This window comes from Bradyrhizobium niftali, from assembly GCF_004571025.1.
Lineage (GTDB): Bacteria > Pseudomonadota > Alphaproteobacteria > Rhizobiales > Xanthobacteraceae > Bradyrhizobium > Bradyrhizobium niftali.
In genome coordinates this window covers 145,660-168,387 of the sequence record NZ_SPQT01000006.1, presented here as the reverse complement: position 1 = coordinate 168,387, position 22,728 = coordinate 145,660, and the positions used below count along the sequence as shown (strand labels likewise).

At 60.9% G+C, this 22,728-nt stretch carries 18 protein-coding genes; 6 read left to right on the top strand and 12 right to left on the bottom strand.

The features are described from left to right. Positions 1–112 precede the first annotated feature (112 nt). Genes E4K65_RS14370 through E4K65_RS14360 form a run of 3 tightly spaced genes read left to right on the top strand, consistent with a single transcriptional unit; the run spans position 113 to position 3,715 of the window. The gene (locus E4K65_RS14370; RefSeq protein WP_235885637.1) at positions 113–1,117 is read left to right on the top strand and encodes a glycosyltransferase family 2 protein; all 1,005 of its coding nucleotides are present in this window, start codon (positions 113–115) and stop codon (positions 1,115–1,117) included. Position 1,118: 1 nt separating this feature from the next. Continuing rightward, positions 1,119–2,996: an asparagine synthase (glutamine-hydrolyzing) gene (gene asnB, locus E4K65_RS14365; RefSeq protein ID WP_135174717.1), complete on the top strand. Its 1,878-nt coding sequence runs from the start codon at positions 1,119–1,121 to the stop codon at positions 2,994–2,996. Positions 2,997–3,007: 11 nt separating this feature from the next. Beyond that, positions 3,008–3,715, top strand: coding sequence for a class I SAM-dependent methyltransferase (locus tag E4K65_RS14360; protein WP_135174716.1), 708 nt, complete (start codon positions 3,008–3,010; stop codon positions 3,713–3,715). Here the strand turns inward: E4K65_RS14360 and E4K65_RS14355 are convergent. After that, complete coding sequence (locus E4K65_RS14355) at positions 3,687–5,273, bottom strand: ArnT family glycosyltransferase (RefSeq protein ID WP_135174715.1); 1,587 nt, start codon at positions 5,271–5,273, stop codon at positions 3,687–3,689. The genes E4K65_RS14360 and E4K65_RS14355 overlap by 29 nt on opposite strands. Before the next feature lie 67 nt (positions 5,274–5,340). Between E4K65_RS14355 and E4K65_RS14350 the strand changes: the two genes are divergently transcribed. After that, the gene (locus E4K65_RS14350; protein WP_135174714.1) at positions 5,341–7,338 is read left to right on the top strand and encodes a hypothetical protein; all 1,998 of its coding nucleotides are present in this window, start codon (positions 5,341–5,343) and stop codon (positions 7,336–7,338) included. Here E4K65_RS14350 and E4K65_RS14345 read toward each other — a convergent pair. The 6 genes from E4K65_RS14345 to E4K65_RS14320 all read right to left on the bottom strand — a co-directional run bounded on the left by E4K65_RS14345 (position 7,320) and on the right by E4K65_RS14320 (position 15,225). Beyond that, positions 7,320–8,330, bottom strand: coding sequence for a lysylphosphatidylglycerol synthase transmembrane domain-containing protein (locus E4K65_RS14345; RefSeq protein WP_167770806.1), 1,011 nt, complete (start codon positions 8,328–8,330; stop codon positions 7,320–7,322). The two genes, E4K65_RS14350 and E4K65_RS14345, sit on opposite strands and share 19 nt — an antisense overlap. Further along, positions 8,327–9,109, bottom strand: a complete 783-nt coding sequence (locus E4K65_RS14340; protein ID WP_167770805.1) for a class I SAM-dependent methyltransferase — start codon at positions 9,107–9,109, stop codon at positions 8,327–8,329. The genes E4K65_RS14345 and E4K65_RS14340 overlap by 4 nt, the downstream gene beginning before the upstream one ends. Positions 9,110–9,236: 127 nt before the next feature. Next, positions 9,237–11,216, bottom strand: coding sequence for an asparagine synthase (glutamine-hydrolyzing) (asnB, locus tag E4K65_RS14335; protein WP_135174711.1), 1,980 nt, complete (start codon positions 11,214–11,216; stop codon positions 9,237–9,239). Beyond that, the gene (locus tag E4K65_RS14330) at positions 11,156–12,364 is read right to left on the bottom strand and encodes a polysaccharide pyruvyl transferase family protein (protein ID WP_167770804.1); all 1,209 of its coding nucleotides are present in this window, start codon (positions 12,362–12,364) and stop codon (positions 11,156–11,158) included. The genes asnB (E4K65_RS14335) and E4K65_RS14330 overlap by 61 nt, the downstream gene beginning before the upstream one ends. Before the next feature lie 64 nt (positions 12,365–12,428). Beyond that, positions 12,429–13,577 carry a glycosyltransferase family 4 protein gene (locus tag E4K65_RS14325; RefSeq protein WP_135174709.1) on the bottom strand — a complete coding sequence of 383 codons (1,149 nt, stop codon included), beginning with the start codon at positions 13,575–13,577 and terminating at the stop codon, positions 12,429–12,431. Between the two features lie 4 nt (positions 13,578–13,581). Beyond that, a complete protein-coding gene (locus E4K65_RS14320; RefSeq protein ID WP_167770803.1) occupies positions 13,582–15,225 on the bottom strand; it encodes an ArnT family glycosyltransferase in 1,644 nt (547 codons plus the stop codon). 323 nt (positions 15,226–15,548) lie between these two features. Between E4K65_RS14320 and E4K65_RS14315 the strand changes: the two genes are divergently transcribed. After that, complete coding sequence (locus E4K65_RS14315; protein WP_135174707.1) at positions 15,549–16,505, top strand: class I SAM-dependent methyltransferase; 957 nt, start codon at positions 15,549–15,551, stop codon at positions 16,503–16,505. Between the two features lie 514 nt (positions 16,506–17,019). On the opposite strand, the gene E4K65_RS14310 is transcribed toward E4K65_RS14315, so the two are convergent. The 3 genes from E4K65_RS14310 to E4K65_RS14300 form a co-directional block, all read right to left on the bottom strand. Continuing rightward, complete coding sequence (locus tag E4K65_RS14310; RefSeq protein ID WP_167770802.1) at positions 17,020–18,252, bottom strand: glycosyltransferase family 4 protein; 1,233 nt, start codon at positions 18,250–18,252, stop codon at positions 17,020–17,022. A gap of 197 nt (positions 18,253–18,449) precedes the next feature. Continuing rightward, entirely contained in the window at positions 18,450–18,875 is a 426-nt protein-coding gene (locus E4K65_RS14305; protein ID WP_135174705.1) for a hypothetical protein, read from the bottom strand. Positions 18,876–18,963: 88 nt separating this feature from the next. Then, on the bottom strand, positions 18,964–19,620 hold the full coding sequence (locus E4K65_RS14300) for a TVP38/TMEM64 family protein (protein WP_135174704.1): 657 nt from the start codon (positions 19,618–19,620) through the stop codon (positions 18,964–18,966). A 559-nt stretch (positions 19,621–20,179) separates the two neighbouring features. On the opposite strand from E4K65_RS14300, the gene E4K65_RS14295 reads away from it, so the two are divergent. Continuing rightward, positions 20,180–20,365: a hypothetical protein gene (locus tag E4K65_RS14295; RefSeq protein WP_135174703.1), complete on the top strand. Its 186-nt coding sequence runs from the start codon at positions 20,180–20,182 to the stop codon at positions 20,363–20,365. 163 nt (positions 20,366–20,528) lie between these two features. On the opposite strand, the gene E4K65_RS14290 is transcribed toward E4K65_RS14295, so the two are convergent. Both E4K65_RS14290 and E4K65_RS14285 read right to left on the bottom strand, forming a co-directional pair. Continuing rightward, a complete protein-coding gene (locus E4K65_RS14290) occupies positions 20,529–20,735 on the bottom strand; it encodes a hypothetical protein (RefSeq protein WP_135174702.1) in 207 nt (68 codons plus the stop codon). A gap of 709 nt (positions 20,736–21,444) precedes the next feature. Further along, positions 21,445–22,668 (bottom strand): phenylacetate--CoA ligase family protein, encoded by a 1,224-nt coding sequence (locus tag E4K65_RS14285; protein ID WP_135174701.1) that lies wholly within the window; start codon positions 22,666–22,668, stop codon positions 21,445–21,447. Between the last annotated feature and the right edge of the window lie 60 nt (positions 22,669–22,728).

Genomic DNA, 22,728 nt, shown 5'->3' with positions numbered 1-22,728 from the left:
CCGGGGACTGCAGATCTACCAGTTGACGATGCCTTTGCGTTCGAAGTACGACGTCAAAGGGTGGGGCGGGCAGTTCTATCGCTCAGCGTGGGGATCTATCTGGAAGGCTGTCATGACCGACGTTGCGCCGACTTCAGAGCTGGAAATGCCAAGTCGGGCCGCGAGACTATCGATCGTCATTCCCATTTTCAACGAAGAGGCCAACATTGAGCCGCTTCGTGCGGCGCTCGCGAAGACCATCTCGACGCTTGGACGGGAGGTTGAGGTCATTCTGGTCAATGACGGGTCGACCGACGGCTCGGCGCAGCAACTCGAGCGCCTCGCCGCGTCCGATTCCCGGTTCAAGGTGATTACCTTCGCTAGAAACTGCGGCCAGACCGCCGCCATGATGGCGGGATTTGATGCGGCGCGGGGCGACGTCATTGTGCCTATGGACGGTGATCTGCAGAACGATCCCGACGACATTCCGCGGCTCCTTGCCAAGATGGACGAGGGGTTCGACGTCGTGTCGGGTTGGCGCCGAGACCGGCAGGACAACGCACTGCTGCGGAATTTGCCGTCGCGGCTCGCCAATCGGCTCATCTCCTGGCTGTCGGGATTGTCGCTCCACGACTATGGTTGCACGCTCAAAGCCTACAAGGCCGACCTTCTGCGCGGTTTCCGGCTGTATGGCGAGATGCACAGATTCATCCCAATCTACGCCGCCTGGCAGGGAGGCCGCGTGGTGGAAATTCCGGTCGCGCACCACCCGCGTCGCGCCGGCAAGTCTAAATACGGACTGGAGCGCGTCTTCAAGGTCGTGCTCGATCTGCTGCTGGTCAAGTTCCTGACCGAATACGAAACGAAGCCGATTTACGTCTTCGGCGGAGCCGCGGTCGCCTTCTTCGCCCTTGGGTTCTGTACCGGCCTATATTCTCTTTGGCTGAAATTTTTCGATGGCATTACCTTCATCCAGACGCCGCTGCCGCTTCTCGTGTCGCTGTGCGCGATCACCGGCACGATGTGTATCCTGATGGGGTTGCTCGCGGAACTGATGGTCCGGATCTACTTCGAGTCGCAGAGCAAGCGTATTTACGATGTAAAGAATCGGATCAATTTCGAGGCTGAAAGCGACTGACATGTGCGGAATCGCAGGCTTCGTCGGCGCCGAGAATCCCGCCGTCCTGAGGACGATGGCGCGCGAGCTTGCCCATCGGGGACCCGACGGAGAAGGCTTCCTGTCGGATACGAAGAGGCACGTACACCTCGCGCACAGGCGTCTCGCCATTCTCGACATCGGAGGTGGCATCCAGCCGATGTCTCTTCCGGATGGCCGCATAACGGTCGTATTCAATGGCGAAATCTACAATCACCGAAGTCTCCGGTCGGAGCTGGAGGCGCGCGGGCATCGCTTCGCGACATCCCACAGTGATACCGAGGTGCTGCTTCACGGCTGGGTCGAATGGGGCGAGGAACTGCTGCCCAGGCTCAACGGAATGTTCGCCTTCGCGCTACTCGATCGTGCTGGCGAGCGCTTAGTCCTTGCGCGCGATCGGTTCGGTGAGAAGCCCCTATTTTGGACCGTAAAGAACGGAGAGTTCGTCTTTGCCTCCGAGCTCGGGGCGATGACCAAACATCCTTCGTTGAGGGGGACCGGCATCGATCGTCTGGCGATACAGAAGCTCTTTGCGTACAGCTTTATCCCAGGAACTAGGACGCCGCTCGCGGGGGTCCAGCGGTTGCGGCCCGGCAGCTGGCTCGATATCAACCTGTCCCAGATCGACCATGCTCCGCTGCCAGCCCCTATCGAGCGATCCTATTGGCGCTTCTCAATTCTGACCGACGCAGCGCCCGCGGGGACGGAAGATGATTGGGCTGAGGAGCTCGACCATCTTCTCGGCAAGTCCGTGTCCGCACGGCTCGAAAGCGACGTGCCGCTAGGTCTTTTTCTGTCCGGTGGCGTGGATTCCTCGGCGATCCTGGCGCATGCGGCGGACGCGCGCGACCCCAAGACCATTGACGCCTTCTCGATTGGGTTCACCGAGCCCAGCTTCGATGAGTCTCGTTACGCCGAGCGGGTCGCCAAGCTCGTCGGATGCAATTGGCACCTCAAGCTCTGTGATCTCGACGCCGTGCGATCGGAGCTCGTTGCCTTGCTCGGGCGTATCGACGAGCCCATGGGGGACAGTTCCATCGTCCCGACGTCGGTACTGTGCAAGTACGCTGCGGAGAGCGTTAAGGTGGCGCTGTCGGGCGACGGAGGCGACGAGCTCTTTGCCGGCTACGATCCTTTCAAGATTCTCGGGCTTGCCCGCATGTACGATCGGATGGTTCCGCGCAAGATCCATCAGGCGATCTCCGTTCTGGCGAGTCGGCTGCCGCCCTCCGAGCGGAACATGAGTTTCGATTTCAAGGTCAAGCGCGGCCTGAGGGGCCTGAGCCTGAAGCCGTCGATGTGGAATGCGGCGTGGCTCGGCGCCCTCGGCAGCAGGGAAATATCGGAACTCTTCGAGGAGCAGGTGGATCCGGAGACGCTGTACGGGGAAGCGATAACGGCGTGGGAGCAATCGCAAGCCGGTGACGATGCCAACCGCACGCTGGAGTTCTTCACCAACCTCTACCTGCCCGACGATATCCTGGTGAAGTCGGATCGCAGCTCGATGCTCGAATCGCTCGAAGTCCGCGCTCCCTTTCTCGATAACGACGTGGTGGAGTTCGCACGGCGTCTGCCGATCGACGTCAAGTTGCGCAAAGGTGTGAGCAAGTGGATATTGAAGCGCTCGCTCCGCAACCGGCTGCCTGACGACATCCTCAAGCGGGCGAAGAAGGGGTTCGGTGCCCCGATCTCGCGGTGGCTGCGGCAGCTCCCGATGCCCGCTTCGTCACGAACGAGCTTCCTCAATCAGCGCGTCCTGTCGCGACGCTGGGCCGACCATGCGGCAAAAAAGTGCGACGATCGGGGCGCGCTGTGGATCTGGCTCGGCCTGGACGCGCGCCTGTCCCACCTTGCTCCATAGGATGAACAGCTGTGATTGGCTGGCTGCAGCGACGTTGGAACGAAGTCTGCGATCGAACGATCGGCTCCGATGAATTTTGGGACCTTGCCGTCGACCATCGCACAGCCTACGGCGCGTTGCTTCCGCTGATCCATCGCCACGTGAAGGGCACGACGCTGGACCTGGGCGCCGGGAGGCTGGCCTGGCGCGCCGCGATCCGCTCCAGGGCCAGCAGCTACTTCGCAACGGACGCCTTCCCCACCCATCCGGATCTCGATTTCGTCTCCGACGCGCAAGGACTGCTGCCGGTTCCGGACAGCACCTTTGACTCCATCTTCTGCTGCTCTGTTCTTGAACACATGCCGCAGCCGTGGACGGCGCTTCCCGAACTGCTACGCGTGCTCAAACCGGGCGGTGTCCTGATCCTCTCGGTGCCGTTCCTCTATTATCTTCACGGTCAGCCGCACGACTACTTCCGCTTCACCCGCTACGGGGTGGAGAAGCTCGCCCGTGACGCGGGGTTCGAAATCGTCGAGCTCTCAGCCGCAGGCGGCCTCGCGCATGCGACGCTGCAGGCGGGTAGCATGCTGACGACATCGCTGTTGTATTCTCCCGGCTTCCCTCTTGCGGCCCGCTCGGCGAGCTGGTTGCTCACGGCGATCGCAAGACTATTGGACTCGACGGATCGCGGCCAGGTGTTCGCCCAGTCCATCAATGCGGTGTTGCGGCGGCCGGCCTAGTGTTTTGCAGGATTGTGTAGCGCCCGCCGGACGAGGTGAACACGGCCGTATATGAGCTGGCCGGGAGAGTGAGGGGACTGCCTGTCTCGATCAAGACGTAAGAAAAATATGGATCGCCGGCCTGCAGTAGGGTGGTTGCGGAGGCTCTTCCGGCATGCTCGCAGTCCCAGTTGGGATCGCTTTGGCCTCCCCAGCAATTGACTTCGTTGTTGCCGGATATGATCGCAAAATGGACCGGATGGAGACTGGGCGCAATCATTCCGATTGGTGTCCTTCGAATTTGTCTGGCTCTGAACCAGTCGGCAGTCTCGAAGGCTTCGGCAGCGTGCGGTTCGGCCTTAACGAATTGAAACCGATACGAATTCTGCAGCAGAAACTGCTGATTGATGCAGAATACCGCGACAATGACGTAAGCGGCCTTGACGAGTTGAGCGTCGAATTTGCCCGAAGTCTTGCTTGAAATCAGGTGGTAGGTCTCGGCTCCCCCGATCGCGGCAAAGAACAACAGCATAGGTGTAAATACCTGATAGTATCGCACCACATTGCGAACATCGATCAGCAAATTCGCCGCGCTGTAGTTCTGCAGAAGATGGGTGCTGACCGGAAGGACCAGCAGATAGATGAGGACGACCGCTTCGTAGAGCGGGAGGTACATCATGATGAAGCCCGCTCCCGAGCGCTTTCGTAAGCAGGCGACGGCCCCGATTGGCACCAAAGCCAGCAGCGGCAGGGGGAGCGTCGCGGCGATTACATCGAGCTTCTCCATTTTGTAGTTGAGGACGGCCATCAGGTAGCTGAACACGCGTGCCGGGCTGAAGCTGAGCAAGGAAAAGAACTTGTCGGAGGTCCCGGTATTGCGCAAAAAGCCTATCGCATCGGCGGTCCATAGCAGGCGGATCGTGTAGTTTGCGACCACGATCAGCGCCAGGAAAGCAACTGCTTTCAAGGCCGCTGGCCGGCCGGAATGGTCGTGCCGGTACTTCCAGTAGATGATCCATAAGAGGAATGCTGCAAGGATCAGGCCCTCGTGGCGGATCAATACCGAAAGGCCGGCGATGGCGGCGAGTGTTAGGAGAGCCCGAGGCGGCCAATACACCAGAACCGCGAAGAAAAGGGTCACCAGGAAGGTTAGTAGCACCGTCGGGTTGAGATACAGGCCGGAGATGCAGAATTGAGCGTTGGTCAACAGCAGAATGACTGCAATCATTGCGGTGCGATCGCTTCCGAAACGGCGGACGAGGAAGAACAGGGGAAGTGCCGTCAGACCGACAAAAATCGTCGTGATCGCCGTCGACGCGTGCATTATGAGCGTGTAACGATCCGCGATGGACAGCCCATGTAAGGCCTTGCCTATCAGCGAAGGAAGCAGCCATGGTTGGCGATCTGCGACCAGCAGCTCGCCATGATAGGCTTGATCGATCAAATAGAAGGGCGCCAACGGGTCATTTTGAAGATAAGCTAGATGTCGTGTCTCCATCACCAAAAGAACAATGATGTTGAAAAGGGCAAGTGCGAGAACGGTTGTTGCCGGAGAGATTCGAGATAAGAAACGCATCATTGGTACACGTGTCCGCTGACGAACTCGCGCAATAGTGGCATCCATTGGTCTAGATGTCTAACGAAGTATGCTTCAGCCCATTCCCATATTCCATTTCGTGCAGGTCAATGGCATCGAGTTGGCTGCGGCTCTCGTTCTATGTGGGATGTTTGCGGCTTTCGCTCGAAAAAAGGGAAAAACCCTCGTTCACGCGGGAGCGGTTATGCTCCTTATGTTCGTTCCCGTTGTGGTTTCAGTCGAACGGGACACCCAATTCATGACGATAGATGAAACAGGGCTGACGAACCTGTTGCTGGAGCCGGCCAATCGAGGACATGGTCAACTGGCAGCCGGCGCATTCCGCACGACATTGCCGGTAGCGGTCCATCTCGTGCGGCTGGCGGAAAGACTGAGTCTTCCAGAAGATCGCATCCGCATGATCCTGAAGATCGGTCATTGGCTGCTCGGTTCGTGTCTGCTCTTGATCATCTATCTGTTGCTCGCCAAGCTGGGCGGATTTGATCCCTTCAGTCCGGGAATAGTCGTCCTGGCAGTGACGAGCCTATTTACCTTTCCGATGACCAATATCACGATCAAGACGTTCAATTATGATCTGATTTCCTCCCTCGGTGCGGTCGTTGCGCTGCTCTTGGTCAGCGTCGCATTTACCAGCAGCCAGCGCACGAGCGTTCAGGCCTTCTCTGCAGCGATTGTCGTGGCAACACTGGCGGCGCAGGAAAAGCTCTCCGGTTCTCCGATTCTGTTCATAGTTCTGATAGCTCCGGCAGTCTTTGCTGCTACCCAATGGCCGACGCGCCCGATCGCTGCAGGCCTGGCCGGCACCGTTGCCGGGATTCTGCTCTCGCTGTCTGTCTCGGTGCTCTCCACGCTGCTGTACGTCATAGGGGTCCCTTCTGTTCTGTGGGGCGGCGTCTGGCCGGGAATCGTCGATGCGATGACCTCATGGGCTTGGATTCCGCTGTTGGTCCTGTCGGGAAAAGGCGGTGGGGAAATTCCCAGCCGTGTGCCTGCCGTGGCGATGGCCATTGGATCGTTGATGGCAGCGGCGGTGCTCCTCGGAAGCTGGAGCCAACGATTGAAAGCCGTAAAGCTCCCGCTGGCAGTGCGGCACTTTCCGGCAATTGTCGCGGGCATCATGATTCTTGGCTTTGCCGCGGGTCTGGTCTCGACGGCTCTGCTGCAGCCCTATTGGGCGCCATTCCATCCGAGCCCGATAACGCGATCCTTTGCGTTGAATGGAGTGTGGCTGCATTTCGGTTTCGACAGTCTCGCGATCACCAGACTCGCATATTTGGGTTATGCCTTCGAGATCCTAATCGTTGCGATTCCGACTCCGCTGTTCATCATGGTGCTCCTCGCATGCATACTCTTGCTGACCGGACGCAGACCGTGTGATGCCACCGCTGGTTTCCTCTTCGTCGTGGCGCTGGTATTGATCTTGGTCGGCGCGCTGTTGCAGGTGCCGTTAGCTCACCGATATCTGAACACGCCCTTGTTCCTGGTTCTCGCTGCGTCTCTGCTAGTCATATTGTCGAGCGCGCAGAGGTACTGTCTGGTGAATCGAACGAGGAGCGTTGGTCTTGCCGTCATTGCTTTCATCGCAGCATCGTTCTTGATCCTGGAGACGATGCCGTTCCGGCCGCTGTACGCTGCTTTTCGACCGTTCTGGTTAGTTTATCCGGACGCCGATTATGCGGAGGCCGGCCGATTGAATCCATCTTGGATGGGATGGGGCGAAGAACGCGCGCTCCTGGGTGAGAAGTTCGAGGATCTCTGCGAGAGATCGCCGGACATCTGTCGAAATGGGCGAATTTTTCACCTATATTATGGGCGATGGCTGCCGGAGCGGCCGCGGTCATTTGAGATATTTGATGCCGCAACTGTCGTCGGAAAAGAGCCCTTGGGCGATCACGATTACTATCTGTTCAATCGGAGCCGCATCGTTCAGGGCGTTCCGCAGCCGAAATCGCGGCCTGTCCTGACGCTCGACTATCGTGGTTATCAGATGGGCTGGCTCTACCGCGGCTCGGATCTCGCCGCAGAGAACTACCGGTTCGGACGGTGAGCCTGACCTGCCGACCCCCGGCCCGAGAACATCAGCAGGAGGCCACCGATGACGCTCGTTCCGAGGATCAACGCTCTGCTGAAGGCAGCAAAGGCAATGGCCGGCTCCTGCGCAACGCCGAGGAGCTGAAACAGCGCGACGAGGCCGGCCTCCTGCAGCCCGATGCCGTTGATGGAGACGGGCATCAGGGCCGCCAGCGTCACGAGGCCGATGACGGCAGTGAGCTGCATGACGTCGACCCCCATTCCGAGCGCTTGCGCAATGATGAGCTGGGCCAGGATCGACGCGGCGGAGCTTAGGACGGAGAAGAGGATCGCGAGCGCAAGGGCGCTCGGCATGCCGACGAAGCGAAACGCGCGTGTGGTGGCCGCGGCCATTTTCTGGCCCAGCCTCGTGACGGCCGGTCGGAACGAAGGGCTACGGCTCGCCAGGACGCCCAGCATGCCCACCACGGCAAGCGCTGCCGCGATCCAGATCGCGGGCGATAGGGCGGAGATTCCGGTCGCGCTCGGCCGCAGCTCCCAGAAATTGGTGAAGGGCAGCGCAGCCGCCGTCATCAGCACAACGATGATAAGGCTCAGCAGACGGTCGGCGACCAGGGTCAGGATCGCGAGTTTGAGGTCGTGGCCGCCGCGCGTGAGCGCCGCCGCCCTGTAGACGTCGCCGCCGACCGTGCTGGGAAGGAAGTTGTTGGTGAAAAAGCCGATGAAGGTCAGCCGCATCAGGTAGAGCGGCGGAAATGTCGCCTCTTGGCCGCGCAGCAGCACCCATAGCCGCAACGCACCGAACACCTGACTGCTCGCAAAGATGACGAGCGCAATGGCAAGAACCGCGGGCGGAAAGCCGGCGATCGCGCTGACGGTCGCAGAATCAACCTTCGACAGCAGCCACAGGATCAGCGACGCGGAGATCAGCAATTGACAGCCGCGCCAGGCCAGCCGTGAGATCCGGGCGCTCGTCCACTGCCGAAGCAGGCTGGGGCGAAGCTTCATGATGTCCTGACGAAGGTGAGGACGATGGGAGTTTCCCAGCGCAATATTCGTGCAAGGCCAAGCAGAAACGTGACGACCCCGAGCCGATGGAATACCCGCAGCAGGTTCTTCGCGAGTCCCAGGGTTGAATACTCTTCGAAGTTCAGCGACCGCACGCGCTCCTCGAACAGTGCCTGGCCCCACCCCTTGACCTCGATCCTGCCGCCGAATGGCGCGATCCAGCGCTTCATCTTGGCGGGCGTGATGAGCTGCAGCGTGTCGACATAGGCCGGGTCCCGCCCTGCGAGGCGCACGCGAAGCCGGCCGAGCCAGTGCGGGCTGTGCGGCAGCCACAGCAGGCCGTAATGGCCCTCCCACCAACTCCCGAAATTCGGGATCACCATGTGACAGACGCCGCCGGGCCGCAGCACCCGGAAGCATTCCTTCATCACCGCTGCGGGATCGGCGACGTGCTCGAGCACGTTGGACGAAATGACCGCGTCGAAGCTCTGATCAGGGAAGGGGATGTGCTCCCCAACTCCATTGACGAGGAGTCCGGGATCCAACCCGCAGCCGTCCAGAAGCTGCTGGCCGAGTTCGTAGGTGCCGCTGAACTCTTCACCGCCTGGTTCGAGGCCGTAGGCTTCGGCCCCGAACCGCAGCCTGGCCGTGGTCACCGTCAGACCGAGCCCGGCGCCCACCTCGAGCAGCTTCAACCCCCGCAGGCTGCGGCCGCTTTCCTTCTCGAAGAGTGACAATTGGGCGATCGACCGTTTCACGTCCAGACTGTCGTCCGTCATCCGATCGAGGTGATGCTGTGAACCCGCGATCGGGCCGAACGACTTGACATAGATCGGATGGAGCTGCTGCCGTAGCTTGGTGAACAGCGAAGGCTCCAGACGATCGAACGGGGAAACTGCGGCGGAGTCAGAGGACATTGGGGCTATGGCGGGCGCTGGAAGGTTCTGGAATGTGTCTGGTCTCGACCGGAGAGGTCCTGCGGTCGACGTCGAGGTAGAGGCGGCACCACTGCTCGAGAGCGGCGAGGGCTAGCGCAAATTTGGCGCGCCGTCGGCTCTCGATCGGGTGGTGGCGAACGGCGGGTGAACCCATACCATCAATCCAGTCGCGCGTCGCTTTCGGATCGAACAAGCCCCTCGCCGCGATCGATTTTTCGTCGATCAGATGATGCAGCGGCCCGCCCGGCGCCAGCAGGGCGTTGATCATGGGAAGCAGCGCCTGTGTACCCTTCTTGCCGGACTTGGGACGATGAAGGACGTCCGGCGGCAGCCGGGACTGCATGGCCTTACGGAAAATCGCCTTCGCCACGCCTTTCTCCGTCTTCAGTCCGAAGGGGAGCGCATTGGCGTATTCGGCGAATGCCTTGTCCAGGAACGGCACCCGCGCCTCGATCGAATGCGCCATGGTCAGCTTGTCGACGCGCATGAGCTGGTTCTGGACGAGCGCGGTCTCGGCCTCGAATCGCAGCATATCATCGGCGTCATCGTCGCCGCCGAACCATGGCTGAATCCTGCGCTCGATGGCTTCGAGCGCGTCCGGCTGGCAGGAGCCCGGCGTCATCAGGCGCGCGAGCGTGCGGCTACCCGGCATCAGACACATGACGTCAAGCGCGTATTTCCGCACCAGGCGGCGCGGCAGCAGCGAGAAGGGCGGTCCGAACAGGCGATAGTGCGGATACCCCGCGAAGAGCTCATCCGATCCTTCGCCAAGCAGCGCCACCTTCACGTTCTGCCGGACGAACTTTGCCGCCTGCCAGGTCGTCTGCATGACCGGGTGCGCGATCGGCTCTTCCAGGCTCTCGATGCAATCGGTGAAGCCCGACGAGAACACGGACGGATCGACGAGAAGCTCGTTCGAGCTGATCCCGCAATGGCTCGCGGCCGACCTCGCAAAGGGGATCTCGTCGTCGGGAAGACCAAATCCGATCGTGAAGGCCTGGATCGATGACGGGTCCACCAGCCTTGCCATCGAGGCGGCAACGGCTGAGGAATCCAATCCACCCGACAACAGCACGCCAACCTCGACATCGGCTACCAGATGCGAGGACACCGCGTTGTCAAATAGCGTCCGCAGCGTATCGGCGACCTCGTCGGCAGATGCGGCAGGTGCCGCGCTGCCGGGCCTTTGCAGGCGCCAGTACCGCTCGATATTTGCCGCGCCGGCTCCCTTCGCGGGATCGAACTGCATGAAGCAGCCCGGCTGAAGCTGCTGAATGCCAGAAAAGACCGTTGATTCCTGCGCCGACCAGCCCCTGAGAAGATACTCGTAGAGAGCAGATCTGTTCATCGTCGCCGCGCGGTCCGCGGCGCGCAGCAGCGGCCGGATCTCGGAGGCGAACACGATCTGGCCGGGGCCGGGAAGCGAGTAATAGAGGGGCTTGATGCCGTGTCGGTCGCGCGCCAGGAACAGGCTTCGCGTGCGCGTGTCCCACAGGCCGAATGCGAACATCCCTTCGAGGCGCTCGACGACTCGCGGGCCCCAGACACGCCAGCCATGGAGGATGACTTCGGTGTCGGAATGCGTCGAGAAGCGCTGGCCGCGGGCCTCGAGCTCCTTGCGAAGCTCGCGAAAATTGTAGATCTCGCCGTTGAAGACGAGGCCGGCGGTATGGTCCGCGTCCCACATCGGCTGCGCGCCGCCTGCGACGTCGATGATCGATAGTCGGCGATGTCCCAATCCGACGGCGCTGGCGGGCAGGCCGATCGCGTTGCCCGGCGGCAGGAAATCGACGCCGCGTCCGTCCGGCCCGCGATGCGCGAGCGCATCTGTCAGATCGTTGAGGCGAGCTGCGTCCCACTCGCCGATGAAACCGGCAATCCCGCACATCAGGATGATCGCGGATTGCCGGGGGATCGCTGGCCGCCGGAAGCCATCTTGGCGGTGCATGCCTCGGCCAGCGCTTGGTCCAGCACTTGCAAGTTTTCGGCAATGGCATTCGCGGTGATCGCGGCGATCCGGGCCGGCAGCTCCTCTTGGTCGATGGTCGCGCGCGCAAGCTCGAAGACCGCCTCCGGCGCTTCGATGAATCCGTTCAGATCGAACGCGAACTCCGCCAGCCCAAGGCTGTCGAAGATGTCCTTGCCCTTCAGTGTGTAGGAAAGATGGATCGCTCTCACGCCTTGCCTCAGTGCGGCCAGGGTCGAGTGCAGCCGCGTACCAATCACCAGGTCGAAACCGTTCATAAGGGTAGTGAACTCCGGGATCGACAGGTCATCTTCGCACAAAATGACGGCGGGGTCATTGGCAAAACTGGCCTTCAACCGGCCGAGCCACGTCGCGTCGTCTTCCCATTCCTCGATGCCCGGCTCGTACATCGAAACCAGTACCACCCGGGCGTCCATCTCGGCGCGAAGCCGGCCGATCAGCGTGACAAAGGCATCCGCGAATGCCGACATCCGTTCGTCGGCGCGTTCACGGAAAGACGCCTTCGCGAACTGATACGGGAGGAATCCGCCCGTGAAGTGGAACCACAGGCGCATGTTGATCGCGATGAGAGGCCCGCGATGTTCCTTTGACGCCTTCTCAAGGTCGGCGAATACCTTCGAGGTGGGGTGTTGGAGCGGCTCAAATCCTGGCAGGAAGATGCCGTCGTGGGAGCGGATCAACTTGGCGCGCGAGCGAAGCGAAAAGACGAGATCGAAGGTGCCCTTGTCGCGTGCCATGAAGACCTTGGTCTGATTGAGCACCGCCCGCGCAAGAAAGCGTCCAACCCGGGACTCCAGTGGACCTGCGCCTTGGCAGACGCAAACGATCTTGAGGCCGAGCAGGCGATAGATGAAGAAGACGAGCCAGGTATGGCACAGCTTGGCGAGCGATGAATCGTCTTGCAAGTCGAGGCCCCCAGTCCACAGCGCAACGTCGGCCTTCGCGAGGGATCGCCAGCCGCTCAGGGGCGGAAAGAGATTATAGACGGGGCCGTAGGGGATCGACGTTGCAGGAATCGGCGGCAAATGGCTCTGCCGCGAGCAGAAGACGTCAATCGGCCTCTTTGTCATCATCGCAACAGCGCTCAGAATGCCCCATCGGCTGAGCAAGTCGCCTCGGTTGCCGCGGATGACGCGTGGACTTACGAATTTGTACTGACGCGCTGGCATTGTGTCACTTGCGCCTCTGGCTGAGCTTGGACGATGCTGATCGCAGCACCTGTTCGTAGCGGGCCGCGATCGCCCTGCGGTCGAATGAGGTTGCCTTGGCGCTGCTGGCGAGCTTCATCCGCAAAAGCTGATCCCTGTCGTCCAGCATGCGCGCGAGAGCGCGTTCAAAGCCTTCCGGATCATCGAGCGGCGCCGAAAGTCCGTTTTCGTTCTCGACGAGCACGTCGGCAAAGCCGTCGATGCGTGAGCAGGCGAGCGCGAGCCCGTGCGCCAGCGCGTTGACTGCGACGAGGGAAAGACCCTCGCTCAGCGAGGGCATGAACAGGATATCGGAGCGCGACATTGCAACATCGACTTCCTCTGGTGCGACCCAGCCGTGAAATGCGACGCGATCAGAGAGGCCGAGCGCCTCACAATGCCGTTCCAGCTCAGTTCTGCTCGGTCCATCGCCGAACAGGTCGAGCGTCCAGTTCCGGTCCTTGACCGCCGCGAGCCGCTTCAGCCCCCACGCAAGATTCTTTTGCGCCACCATGCGGCCGGCGAAGATCAGCTTGATGGTCCTTCCGGGCGGGCGAGCGGCTGCCGGTGACTTGCCGACATCGACGCCGTTCGGAATGACAAGGGCTTCGAGTCCATAGGCGTCGCGCGCGAGCCGAGCAACGAATGAACTGACGGCCGTGACGGCGGCGGCGCCATGCCAGATTGGCCTAGTGAGCGGTTTGATCAAGCGGAAGAACTTGTCAGTCTGTTCCGGCGTACCGCCCGGAACGTCTCCGAGATGCGCCGTCAGGACGTATGGCGTGCCCGAGAGCTTTGCAACCAGCCACGCCGCGAAACCGGTCGGCACCGCGAAATGAACGTGGATTGCGTCCGGACGAAATGTGCGCACCGTTCGCAGCCCCGCTGGAACGGCCATCAGGATAAAACCGATCATCTCCCAGACGGAGCAGCGGTCGCGCTGCCTGCGAAACGCGAAGATGCGCTCGATCTCGAATCCGGCGCTGGTTTCCAGTCGGGGCAGATTGCCCTGCCGCGCGGTCAGGACGCGGATCGAGTGGCCGAGCTTCGAAAGCTCCGCTGCCAGGTCTTCGGTGGCCTTGCCGCCACCACCACCTACGGGTGGAAACTCATAGTTCATTTCGAGAATGCGCATGAGCTTATTTCGGCATCCAGACGGAGATGGTGACGCCGCCCTCTGATGCGTGGCCTATCTTGCTGTAACGCTCGCGAAGCGTGTTTTCGACCTGCTCGGCATTGGGTTTTCCGAGATACAAAGCGAGCATGTCACTCAGCGGAGGCGTTTCCTGCAGGGCTACGGCTGCCGTCGGTCGGTTCAAATCATCGATAAGAGCTGTCGCGTCGCGAAACCCACGCATCTGCAAAGCATGGCGCGCCTTCGCCTTGGTCTCGGCATCGAGACCGACCAGAGGCTCGCGCAGGTTGGGAAAAAGGCTGACGCTGTAGGGCTCGATGAAGCGGCCTGCCAGCCAGACGGCTTGCACGGGCTGATATTTGTCCGAGAGCACGAGGATGCGGCCGTCAGGAAGAAGCGGTTTGAGGGATTGCGCAAGCGCCTGAACGTTGACGAGTGAGTTCGTCCACCAATCGGGGATCAGCATTCCAAGCCTGCTCTTCGAAGCGACGTAGTAGTCCGCAGCAAGGAGGAACAGGATCAGCCCCGTGCGGCCCGCGAAAACGGGGATCCTTGCTCCGACCGTTACGAGACAGAGAGCGGCGGGAATGGCCGCAAATGGCAGGAAGTAGTTGGCATAGGCCATCAGGCAGGGCGGGCAATAGCTCTGGGATCCCAGAAGGTGAACGAGCGTCATGACGACGAAATACAGCGTGCAGAAGCCTGCCAGCGGTATGCGGCGGAAGTGCATCAGGCTGAGCACCCCGCCCGGAATGGCGGGCAGAAGCAGCGCCGGATAGAGTTGCAGGAAGTAGCGGTTCGCGACCTCGCGAACCACGGGCCAGCTGAACTGCAAGTCGTTTGGCGAACGCGTGAGGGTGAGGACGTCGTGCATTTCGGTGCCGACGTCGGTAAAGCGCCAGAGAATTTGAGTAAGGCCGGGCAGGAAGGTGAGCGTTTCGAAGAGGCCGTGCCCGAAGATCATGATGCTGACGCCGAGACATGCGCCTGCGACTAGCGCTGCTCCCCCAAGCGTGGCCAAGGCCCGCTTCTGCCCGTGTCCGCTTGCGAGCAGATGGAGCGCCGCGAACATCGGCAGCGTGGCTGCGAGATTGAGCCTGATCAGGACGAGTGCGGCGGCAAGCACGCCCAAGCTTGCCGATTGCAGCAAGGGGTGGAGCGGCTTGGTTTCCGTGACGACCAGAAACGATGCCAGGGTGAGCAGGGTGATGATCGCGTAGGGAGTCGCGGTCGACATATACGCGATGACCATCGGATTTGCGGCGTAAATGAGCACTGCGAATGCGGCGGCCAGCCGGCTGCCCAGGCATCGATCTGCGCTCTTGCGCAGAAGAACGAGCGTGCACAGGGAGAGCAGGACGGACAAGAGCCGCCCCGTCAGATGTCCGTGGCCGAAGAGCCATTGCGCCGCTCCCAGCACATAGAAATAGATCGGCGGGTAGCCGGTCGCGTCCTCAAGCGAGTAGGGCCGGACTCGACCGCTGAAATATTCGCTTGACTTAATCAGATAGAGGCCTTCGTCGAGCCAGCTGTCGACATGCCCAATCATGTAGACGGCCTGGATCAACCAGATGGCCACCGCCGTAATAAACAGGAGATCGGCTGGGTCTGCAACCGATGGGCGAATGCGCGCGGAGCGCTCGGCCATGGGTGTATCGCTAGACAATGACATGGCGCCCGCGCGCATAGCGGGCGGTGACGCCACTGCTCATCGGCTTGCTTGTCACGGTGTGGCTCGCACGCAAGGGTCCCAGGGTCGTAGCATGTTTCGAATTTGCCTTTTGTTGTCAAGCCTTAACGGCGGATATGCCCATCGGGGCATAGGCTTGATGCAGTATTTCGACATCGGCGCTGAACTCGCGTTATGAGGCGTGTGCTGTCAACAAGAGGCTTGCTTCGCGAAGTCGGAGAAGTCTAAGGTCCGGCGGCCTTGCGGATTTTCCTGAAGTTTTCTGCTTTTGCCGAGATGCGATGTCGCTTGTTCCCAAATATCTGAGCTTTCTCCGAGACCCCGTTGATCTTGGCTCTCTCTCCATCGAGGGAGATCATTTGCGTGGCGAGACGTCTGGACTGCGCTACGGCTTCATGGGCAATGTTGCCGATTTGCGTCCGGATGCGGGAACGACGGCGGTCATTCCGGAAAGCATCCACAACCGCGTTCGAGATCACTACGATGAGACGCCCTGCAACAACTATATGGATCTCGACAACCTTCCGTTGGGACGCTGGCTGCGGGACTCAAAATACGACTATCTGTTCGCGCGGTCTGACACCGTTATCGAAGTCGGGTGTGGTAAGGGAGCCATTGTCCAGGCGTTCAAGGAGCATCGTGGAATAACGCCGTTCGGGATTGACCTTGCCTATGGCTCGATTCGGCAGATCCAGAGGGCGCCGCTCAACGCGGACGGCGTTCTCGGCTCTAACCTCAAGCTTCCCGTCGCGGACGAGGTCGCCGACATCGTCATCTCGCACGGAGTGACACATCACACGCCGGATCCGATGCGATGCTTCATGGAGCTTGTTCGCATTCTCAAGCCCGGAGGGAAGATGCTTTATGCAGTCTACAATTGGGACAACCTCTACCGCTCTCTGTATTTTGCCCTGAGCCCGCCCCTGAAGGCGGTTCAGCATGTGTTTGGAAAAAAAGTCGGCGACCGAGTTCTGAAGTTCACCGTTTTCCCGCCTTATCATCTCGCGCTTTGGGCCACGCTGGGCTTTGTGCAAGGCAAGTGGAGGTTTCCCGCGATTGAGCCATCATGGGAACAGTTCGGCGACTTTTTTCTGACGCCGATCGCGCGTTTTTATCACGCAAATGAATTGCAGACGCTGGCGGATCTGTTCGGGCTGAAGATCCTGGAGCAGGAAACTGGCGGCTGGCCTAAGAACGGCTTCTCACACTTTGTCTGGTATGAAAAGCCGCTTAAGTAGCTGTGTCGCAACTAGCAGCGTCCCCTCGGGCAGCGAGGATGACATTCGCTAGCGCCACTTGCTCGTGTGTTTCGCAGCCAATCTGGCGGCGTTGCCCTTAAACCATCCGCAACTCGCGGGCCCGATGGGGCCGGGCCGCACAGAATTGGTGTCGAAGCTCCGGCGGGACGACGCAACTGTCATATTCTCTCACGCGAGGACGCTGCCTTCAAAGTCGGCGCGCGGCAGCCCGATGCGGGACACTCGACAGCAAAATACTGAAAACATCGAACCTGCACAGAGAAACCCAAAACGGGTGCGGCAGTAACAGATGACCCAGAAGTCACCGTCCGCGAGAAGATTCACGTAGTCTCAGCGGAATGGCCAAACGCCACGTGGGTAGCTGTCCGCTCGGTGGAGCTCGACAGATTTGTTCCAGCCAATGCTTGGCCGAGTAGCCGAGAGTGTCCATGGGAAGTGTAGCCTCGAGTGACGTTGCCGGTCACCGTCTTATGACGCGCGTCAAGCATGGTGACTACTTGTACGGCGCGTGCGCTCTGCGGCGCGTCCGCGCTTGGCTGATGCCGTTGACGACTTTGCGATAGCGGGCGAGGGCGACTTCCTCGCTATATTTTTCGGCGACGTCGGCCGCACGGACGCCCTTGTCCATTGTGGCCTGTCGATCGTCCGCCGCCTCGCGTATGGCTCGCGCGAGCTCGGCGGGATTTTCCGGCGGGACCACCCACCCGATCGCCTCTTCACCGAGCACGAGCGCGCCTTCCGAATTCGCTTCCGAGGTGACGATCACCGGCCGGCCGACGGCGAGGATATTGTAGAGGCGGCTCGGGATCGAGACGCCGGTGACATGCCGGCGATAGGGAATGACCCAGAGATCGGCGGCCGACAGGAATTCGACGAGTTCATCTTCGGCTACCGGCTCAAGGACCGTGACGTTCTCGAGCCTGTCCTTGGCCAGGAGGTCGTTGAGCACGGCCCAGCCGACGCCCCAGCCGGACAGGACGAAATGAATGTCCGTTTCATTCCGCAGCAGGCGGGCCGCTTCGAAAACCGTTGCGGGAGCGTGGGTGAAGCCGAGATTGCCCGACAGGCCGACGATGAATCTGGACGGATACGACGCGCGGAAGCGGCTGGCCGGGTCGGCCTTGCGATATCCGATCGGGATCAGTGCCCAGTTTGGAATGAAGTGAAGCTGGTTTGCGACGACGCCCCGATATTTTTCGATCAGCGGCGGTACGTCGCGGCCGATCACGATGATCGCGTCCAGCCGCCGGAATAGCAGCGTGTTGGCCAAGCGGATCAGCCGGGCCATGAACGAGTTGGAACGGATCATGCCGGCCGCTTCGAGCGCTTCCGGATACAGGTCGTAGATCAGCAGCATGGTCTTTGCACCGCGCAACCTAGCTGCGAGCAGCACGGTGTAGGGCAGGGTGAACGGTGTCGTGACGCAGAACACGATGTCGCCCGACCTTGCCCGCCTGAAGACGGAGAAGAACATCTGGCCCGCAAGAAGGCAGATGGCTGCAGCGCGCTGGACGATCGCGGACTTGCGCGGATTCCAGCTCTTGAGTTCGACGATATCGGGCCTGTCGAGTTGATCGGTCGCGTGCGAGCCTTGTGTCGCCGAGATCACGACGACCTGACGATCCCTCGCGAGACTCTCGGCGATCTTGCTGACATAGACCGCCGTCGTGGTCGCGTCGGGCGGATAGAGCTGGGACGCGATGATCAGTCTTGCCGAAGTATCCATGTGCGAGCGCGAGCCTCGCCGATCGGGCGAGGTGCCGTGAAAGCGATTTGGCTTGGCTCTTCGCCAACTATCAGACAGCGCGGTAAGCGTCCGCCGAACCCTGGAAGATTGAATCATCGGTCAACGAAGGTAGTTGGTCTGCTCAAGTGGGATCAAGAATGTTGGGATGGCTATTTTTCTGGTTCCAAGCCATGCCCCTAGCGGCGCCGTTGCTCCTCGTAAGGATCGCGAGCGCTCGGATCGTTGATGCGGTAGGTGCGCCCGTTGGTGTTCGGGTCGGAGTTGTCCGAGGTCGAGAAAACCAGGGCGGGCCGATCTTCGCCAACTTGAAAATATGCGAAACGGCCGGCGCCAAGTTGGCTTACGTCCTGGGGCGCAGTGTGCGCGGGGCCGAGTGGCTTACCGTCCTCGAACAGCTGCAGCCTTGCGCGCTCGGGTTCGGCAGAGGTGTCACCCTTGCTTCCCACACTGGCCCGGTAACGCAGATAGGCATTCCCCGCGAAATGCGCGAATGGAGGGCGCAGAATACCGGGCTCCTGCGGCTTGTAACTGCTCTCTAGGTGCCACGCGATCGGAAAATATATGGCAAAAACGACGGGCAAGATTGCGACAGCTTTCGGCATGACTTCCACCTCTGTCCAGCGCGAGTGCGACGTCCCAATGAGCGGCATCCCCCGACGCCGCTGAAATGATTCGAACGCCCGCTGGTATCTAGGCCAGCGGAGCTCGGCGCGACAGTAGAGCTTTTACCCGCCATGCTATCAGGGTAACAATTGCGATGATCAGAGCCATCGCGACCAGCGAGATGCCCAGATTTTCGTCGAGAAGCGAGGCTCGCCCAGTCGCGCCCAAGAACGAATACAAAAATACTTGCGGCGCGGTGAAAACAAGCGTCGAGATCGAGTAGGACGAGATGTCAATTTTCGTCAAACCGAATAGGTAGTTTTGGACCGCTCCGGGAAGGGGGACGCCCAAACGCATAAGAGCGACGATGCGCCAGCCTTCTTCGTCTACTGCTTGTGCAACGACGCCGAAGTTAGGTTTTCTCTCAAGCTTTCGACGAAACCAGTCCGATGCGACATAGCGGGACGTTAGGAAAGCCAAGATCGCGCCGACAGTTCCGCTCAATATGATGACCACGGCGACTTTCCAACCAAAGGCGGCTCCGGCGGCGCAAATAAGCGGCGCGCGGGGGAGCGCGATAAACGCCATTGCCAAAAATATGAGGCAGACTGCCATTATGGACCCCGGCGTGAGACTGCCGAAATTCTGAAACCAAACGCTGATCGAGTTTAAAATGGGCGAGTTCATCTTTGCAAAAACTACATGCTCAGGGTCAAAGGCTCGACGCTTCGCGCTGGCTTGCATGACAATCCTGCGCGCGGCTTCGCCCCTTGACGACAATTTTTCGTCTGGGCGTAGCCTCCTGCTCGGGCGCGGCTTGATTCATCATGCTGGAAGTTATTCTCATGCTGCTCGGATCTGGACCTCTGGCCCTTCTCCTTATGGCGTTTTGGGGACTGCATAGGCACGTGTGAGTGTGCCACCCGTAATTTACCGGTGGCCGCTTGCCGGACGGCGCTGACGGTGCCCTCAACTGCGACAACAGTAAAGTGCTTGTGTCGTTATTCTGCCCGAGCGGCGGGTGCGGACGACTCAACGCGTGGGAGCTTGCCCACCGTCGGTCTATGTTTGAACGAGTGAGTGTCCATTTATCATCGACTGCAGTTGCCTACCGCGATTGGCGATACTGATCGCATCTTAGTCAACCCAGCCGCTTCAAGAGGTCGGGACCTTGGGGGCTGGTTCATGCTAGCCGCCTGTTGCGTGCCAGCAGTCCGGGCGATCGCAAACGCCCCAGTTAAGACACCGTTAACGCGACTCTAGTCTTATCGTTACTCTGCCACCAATCTAACGGGAGGGTCAAATGAACCGCGAATTGAGGGAGTTTCGCAGACTGGAGCGGATCTGCCGCGAACAAGCGGCGCTCTCGGACATTGACATCGAACGAATCGGCCTTTTGGCCGTGGCGGAGGATTGCCGCGCCGCCGCAGCTGCGGTCGAAGCGCAGTCTTTGGTTCGGCGCAGGCCATTGCGATTAGCCTTTTGGTAGGTCTGGCTGCCGGCGACTGGGTCGTTCGGCCATCGAGGTGCGTTGCATGCCCCCTCGCTCCCGGCCCTGAGGATAGCACCCCGCCGTCCGCAGACGTGGCAGGTGAACAGCGGCTCGAGATGAGACAGCCGGATCTTGTCCGGCAACTCTCTCGACAAACCGGCTAATGCACACCGCCGAAATCGATGCCTTCCTTGGCAAGCTCCTCGGCTTCCTCGGCGGACGCCATGGGCTTCGTATCGAGGTAAGCATGCTCAGAAGCCGGCAGGATGGTGCGGATATTCTGGCCATCCGCCCGCGTGATGCGGGCAACCCAGCGCCTATGGCCGTGCTCAAATCGCTGGATATAGTATTGCTTGTACGTAATCATGACTCTTGAACGCAACTGACGGAGCAGGCCGCTTTTAGCTAAAATGATGGCGCCACACAATGGGTCTTAATGCCAAGTTAAGATCCGTAGCCTGAACCGGCCTATCCGTTGGAATAGAACGGTTAAAGAAGAAAACCACCGATCCCGGGGGCGGCGGGAGTTAACTGAGATTGCGACCGAGTTGTTGGTCGCCGGCGGAGCTTAGCACAGTGGTTCGCCAGCGTGAACCCATGCCTTCGGGGGCGGTCGTAGCACCGTCGAAAATGCCGGCAAGCTGAGCTACGATCGCAGCTCTCGACGGCGAAGTCACGTGCGGCAAGCTCCAATTCAAGTTCAGTGATCCGCTCAAGGATATGAGCAGCGATCCTCTTAGACTCTTGTACACTCGGCGAACGGATGCCGATGGGCGCGAGTTCGTCTCTCAGGATTTTTGCTGCGATCGATTAGCGCCCACACAGGGAACTTGCCACGTCCTACACTCAAGACCGACCGAAGCTCGGAGACCGGCAGATCCCTGTTCAGGGGGCGCGCCGCTTGCCTGATGGCCTCCAAAAATTTCCCTGATCCAGTTTTGTCGCTTCGGTACCGAAACGTTTATTTTCAAGGCAATCCTCGGTGGGTGTTTCAAGCCGATCACCGGCTCGAGCGGCGTGTTTTCCCTACAGAATTCCCTGTTACCAGGGAAAGTGGGAGTTTGGGACGCTAGGCCTCACCGCTCGTCCGCGATCACCTTGCCGTCGTTCGGCAGCGTGCCGGGGCCGACCAGCTCGACCGCGCCGCCGAGCTTTGTCACCATCCGCAGTGTGCTCGCGATCTCCTCGCGCAGAGCCTCATTTGCCGCCGCCGTCTCCGCTTTCAGCGTCATTGCATCGGTCTCGCCCTGGCGCGTGATGACGAGACGCAGCCGGCCGAGCGCGGAATGCCGCTTGCCGATCTCGGCGACCTGCTCGGGCCGGACGAACATGCCCTTGACCTTGCTGGTCTGGTCGGCGCGGCCCATCCAGCCCTTGATCCGCATGTTGGTGCGACCGCATTTGCTTGGGCCCGGTAGCGCCGCGGTGAGGTCGCCGAGGGCGAGACGAATCCAGGGATGGTGCGGGTCGAGCGAGGTGACGACGATCTCACCGACGTCGCCTTCCGCAACGGGATCGCCGGTGCCGGGCTTGACGATCTCCATGATCAGGCCCTCGTTCACGACCATGCCCTCGCGCGCCTCCGTCTCGAAGGCGACGAGACCGAGGTCGGCGGTGCCGAAGGCCTGGTAGGCGTCGATGCCGCGCGCCTTGATCTCGGCCTGGAGCGAGGGCGGGAAGGCCGCACCCGAGACCAGCGCACGCTTGATCGAGGAGACGTCGCGGCCCGCCGTGGCCGCTGCATCGACCAGGATCTTCAGGAAGTCCGGCGTGCCGCTATAGCCGACCGGCCGGTAGGCCTCGATCAGCTCGAATTGCTGCTCGGTATTACCGGGCCCGGCCGGGATCACCGCACAGCCGAGCGCGCGCGCGGACGAGTCGAAGATGAAGCCGCCGGGGGTGAGGTGGTAGCTGAAGGTGTTGAGCACGATGTCGTCGGGCCGGAACCCGGCCGCGAACAGCGCCCGTGCGCCGCGCCAGGGATCGGCCTGCCGGCCCTCCGGCTCGAAGATCGGACCCGGGGAGGTGAAGAGCCGTGCGAACGAGCCCGGTGCCGCCGCCACGAAGCCGCCGAAGGGCGCGGAGGCCTTGTGCAGGGCCGGCAGTTCCGACTTGCGCAGCACCGGCAGGCTTGCCAGCGCCGCGCGCGTGGTCACCGTGGCCGGATCCAGCCCCTTGAGCCGGTCGGCATAGGCGGGCGCCGTCATCGCGCTACGCAGCACGCCCGGCAGGTGCGAAAACAGCTCGGCCTCGCGCGCGGCTTGCTCGCGCGTCTCGAGGGCGTCGTAATGGGCGGTCATGGCTGATCTTTCCGGGTTGGCATCCGTTGCACGCCGCCGCCGGCATCGGTATCAGACGGC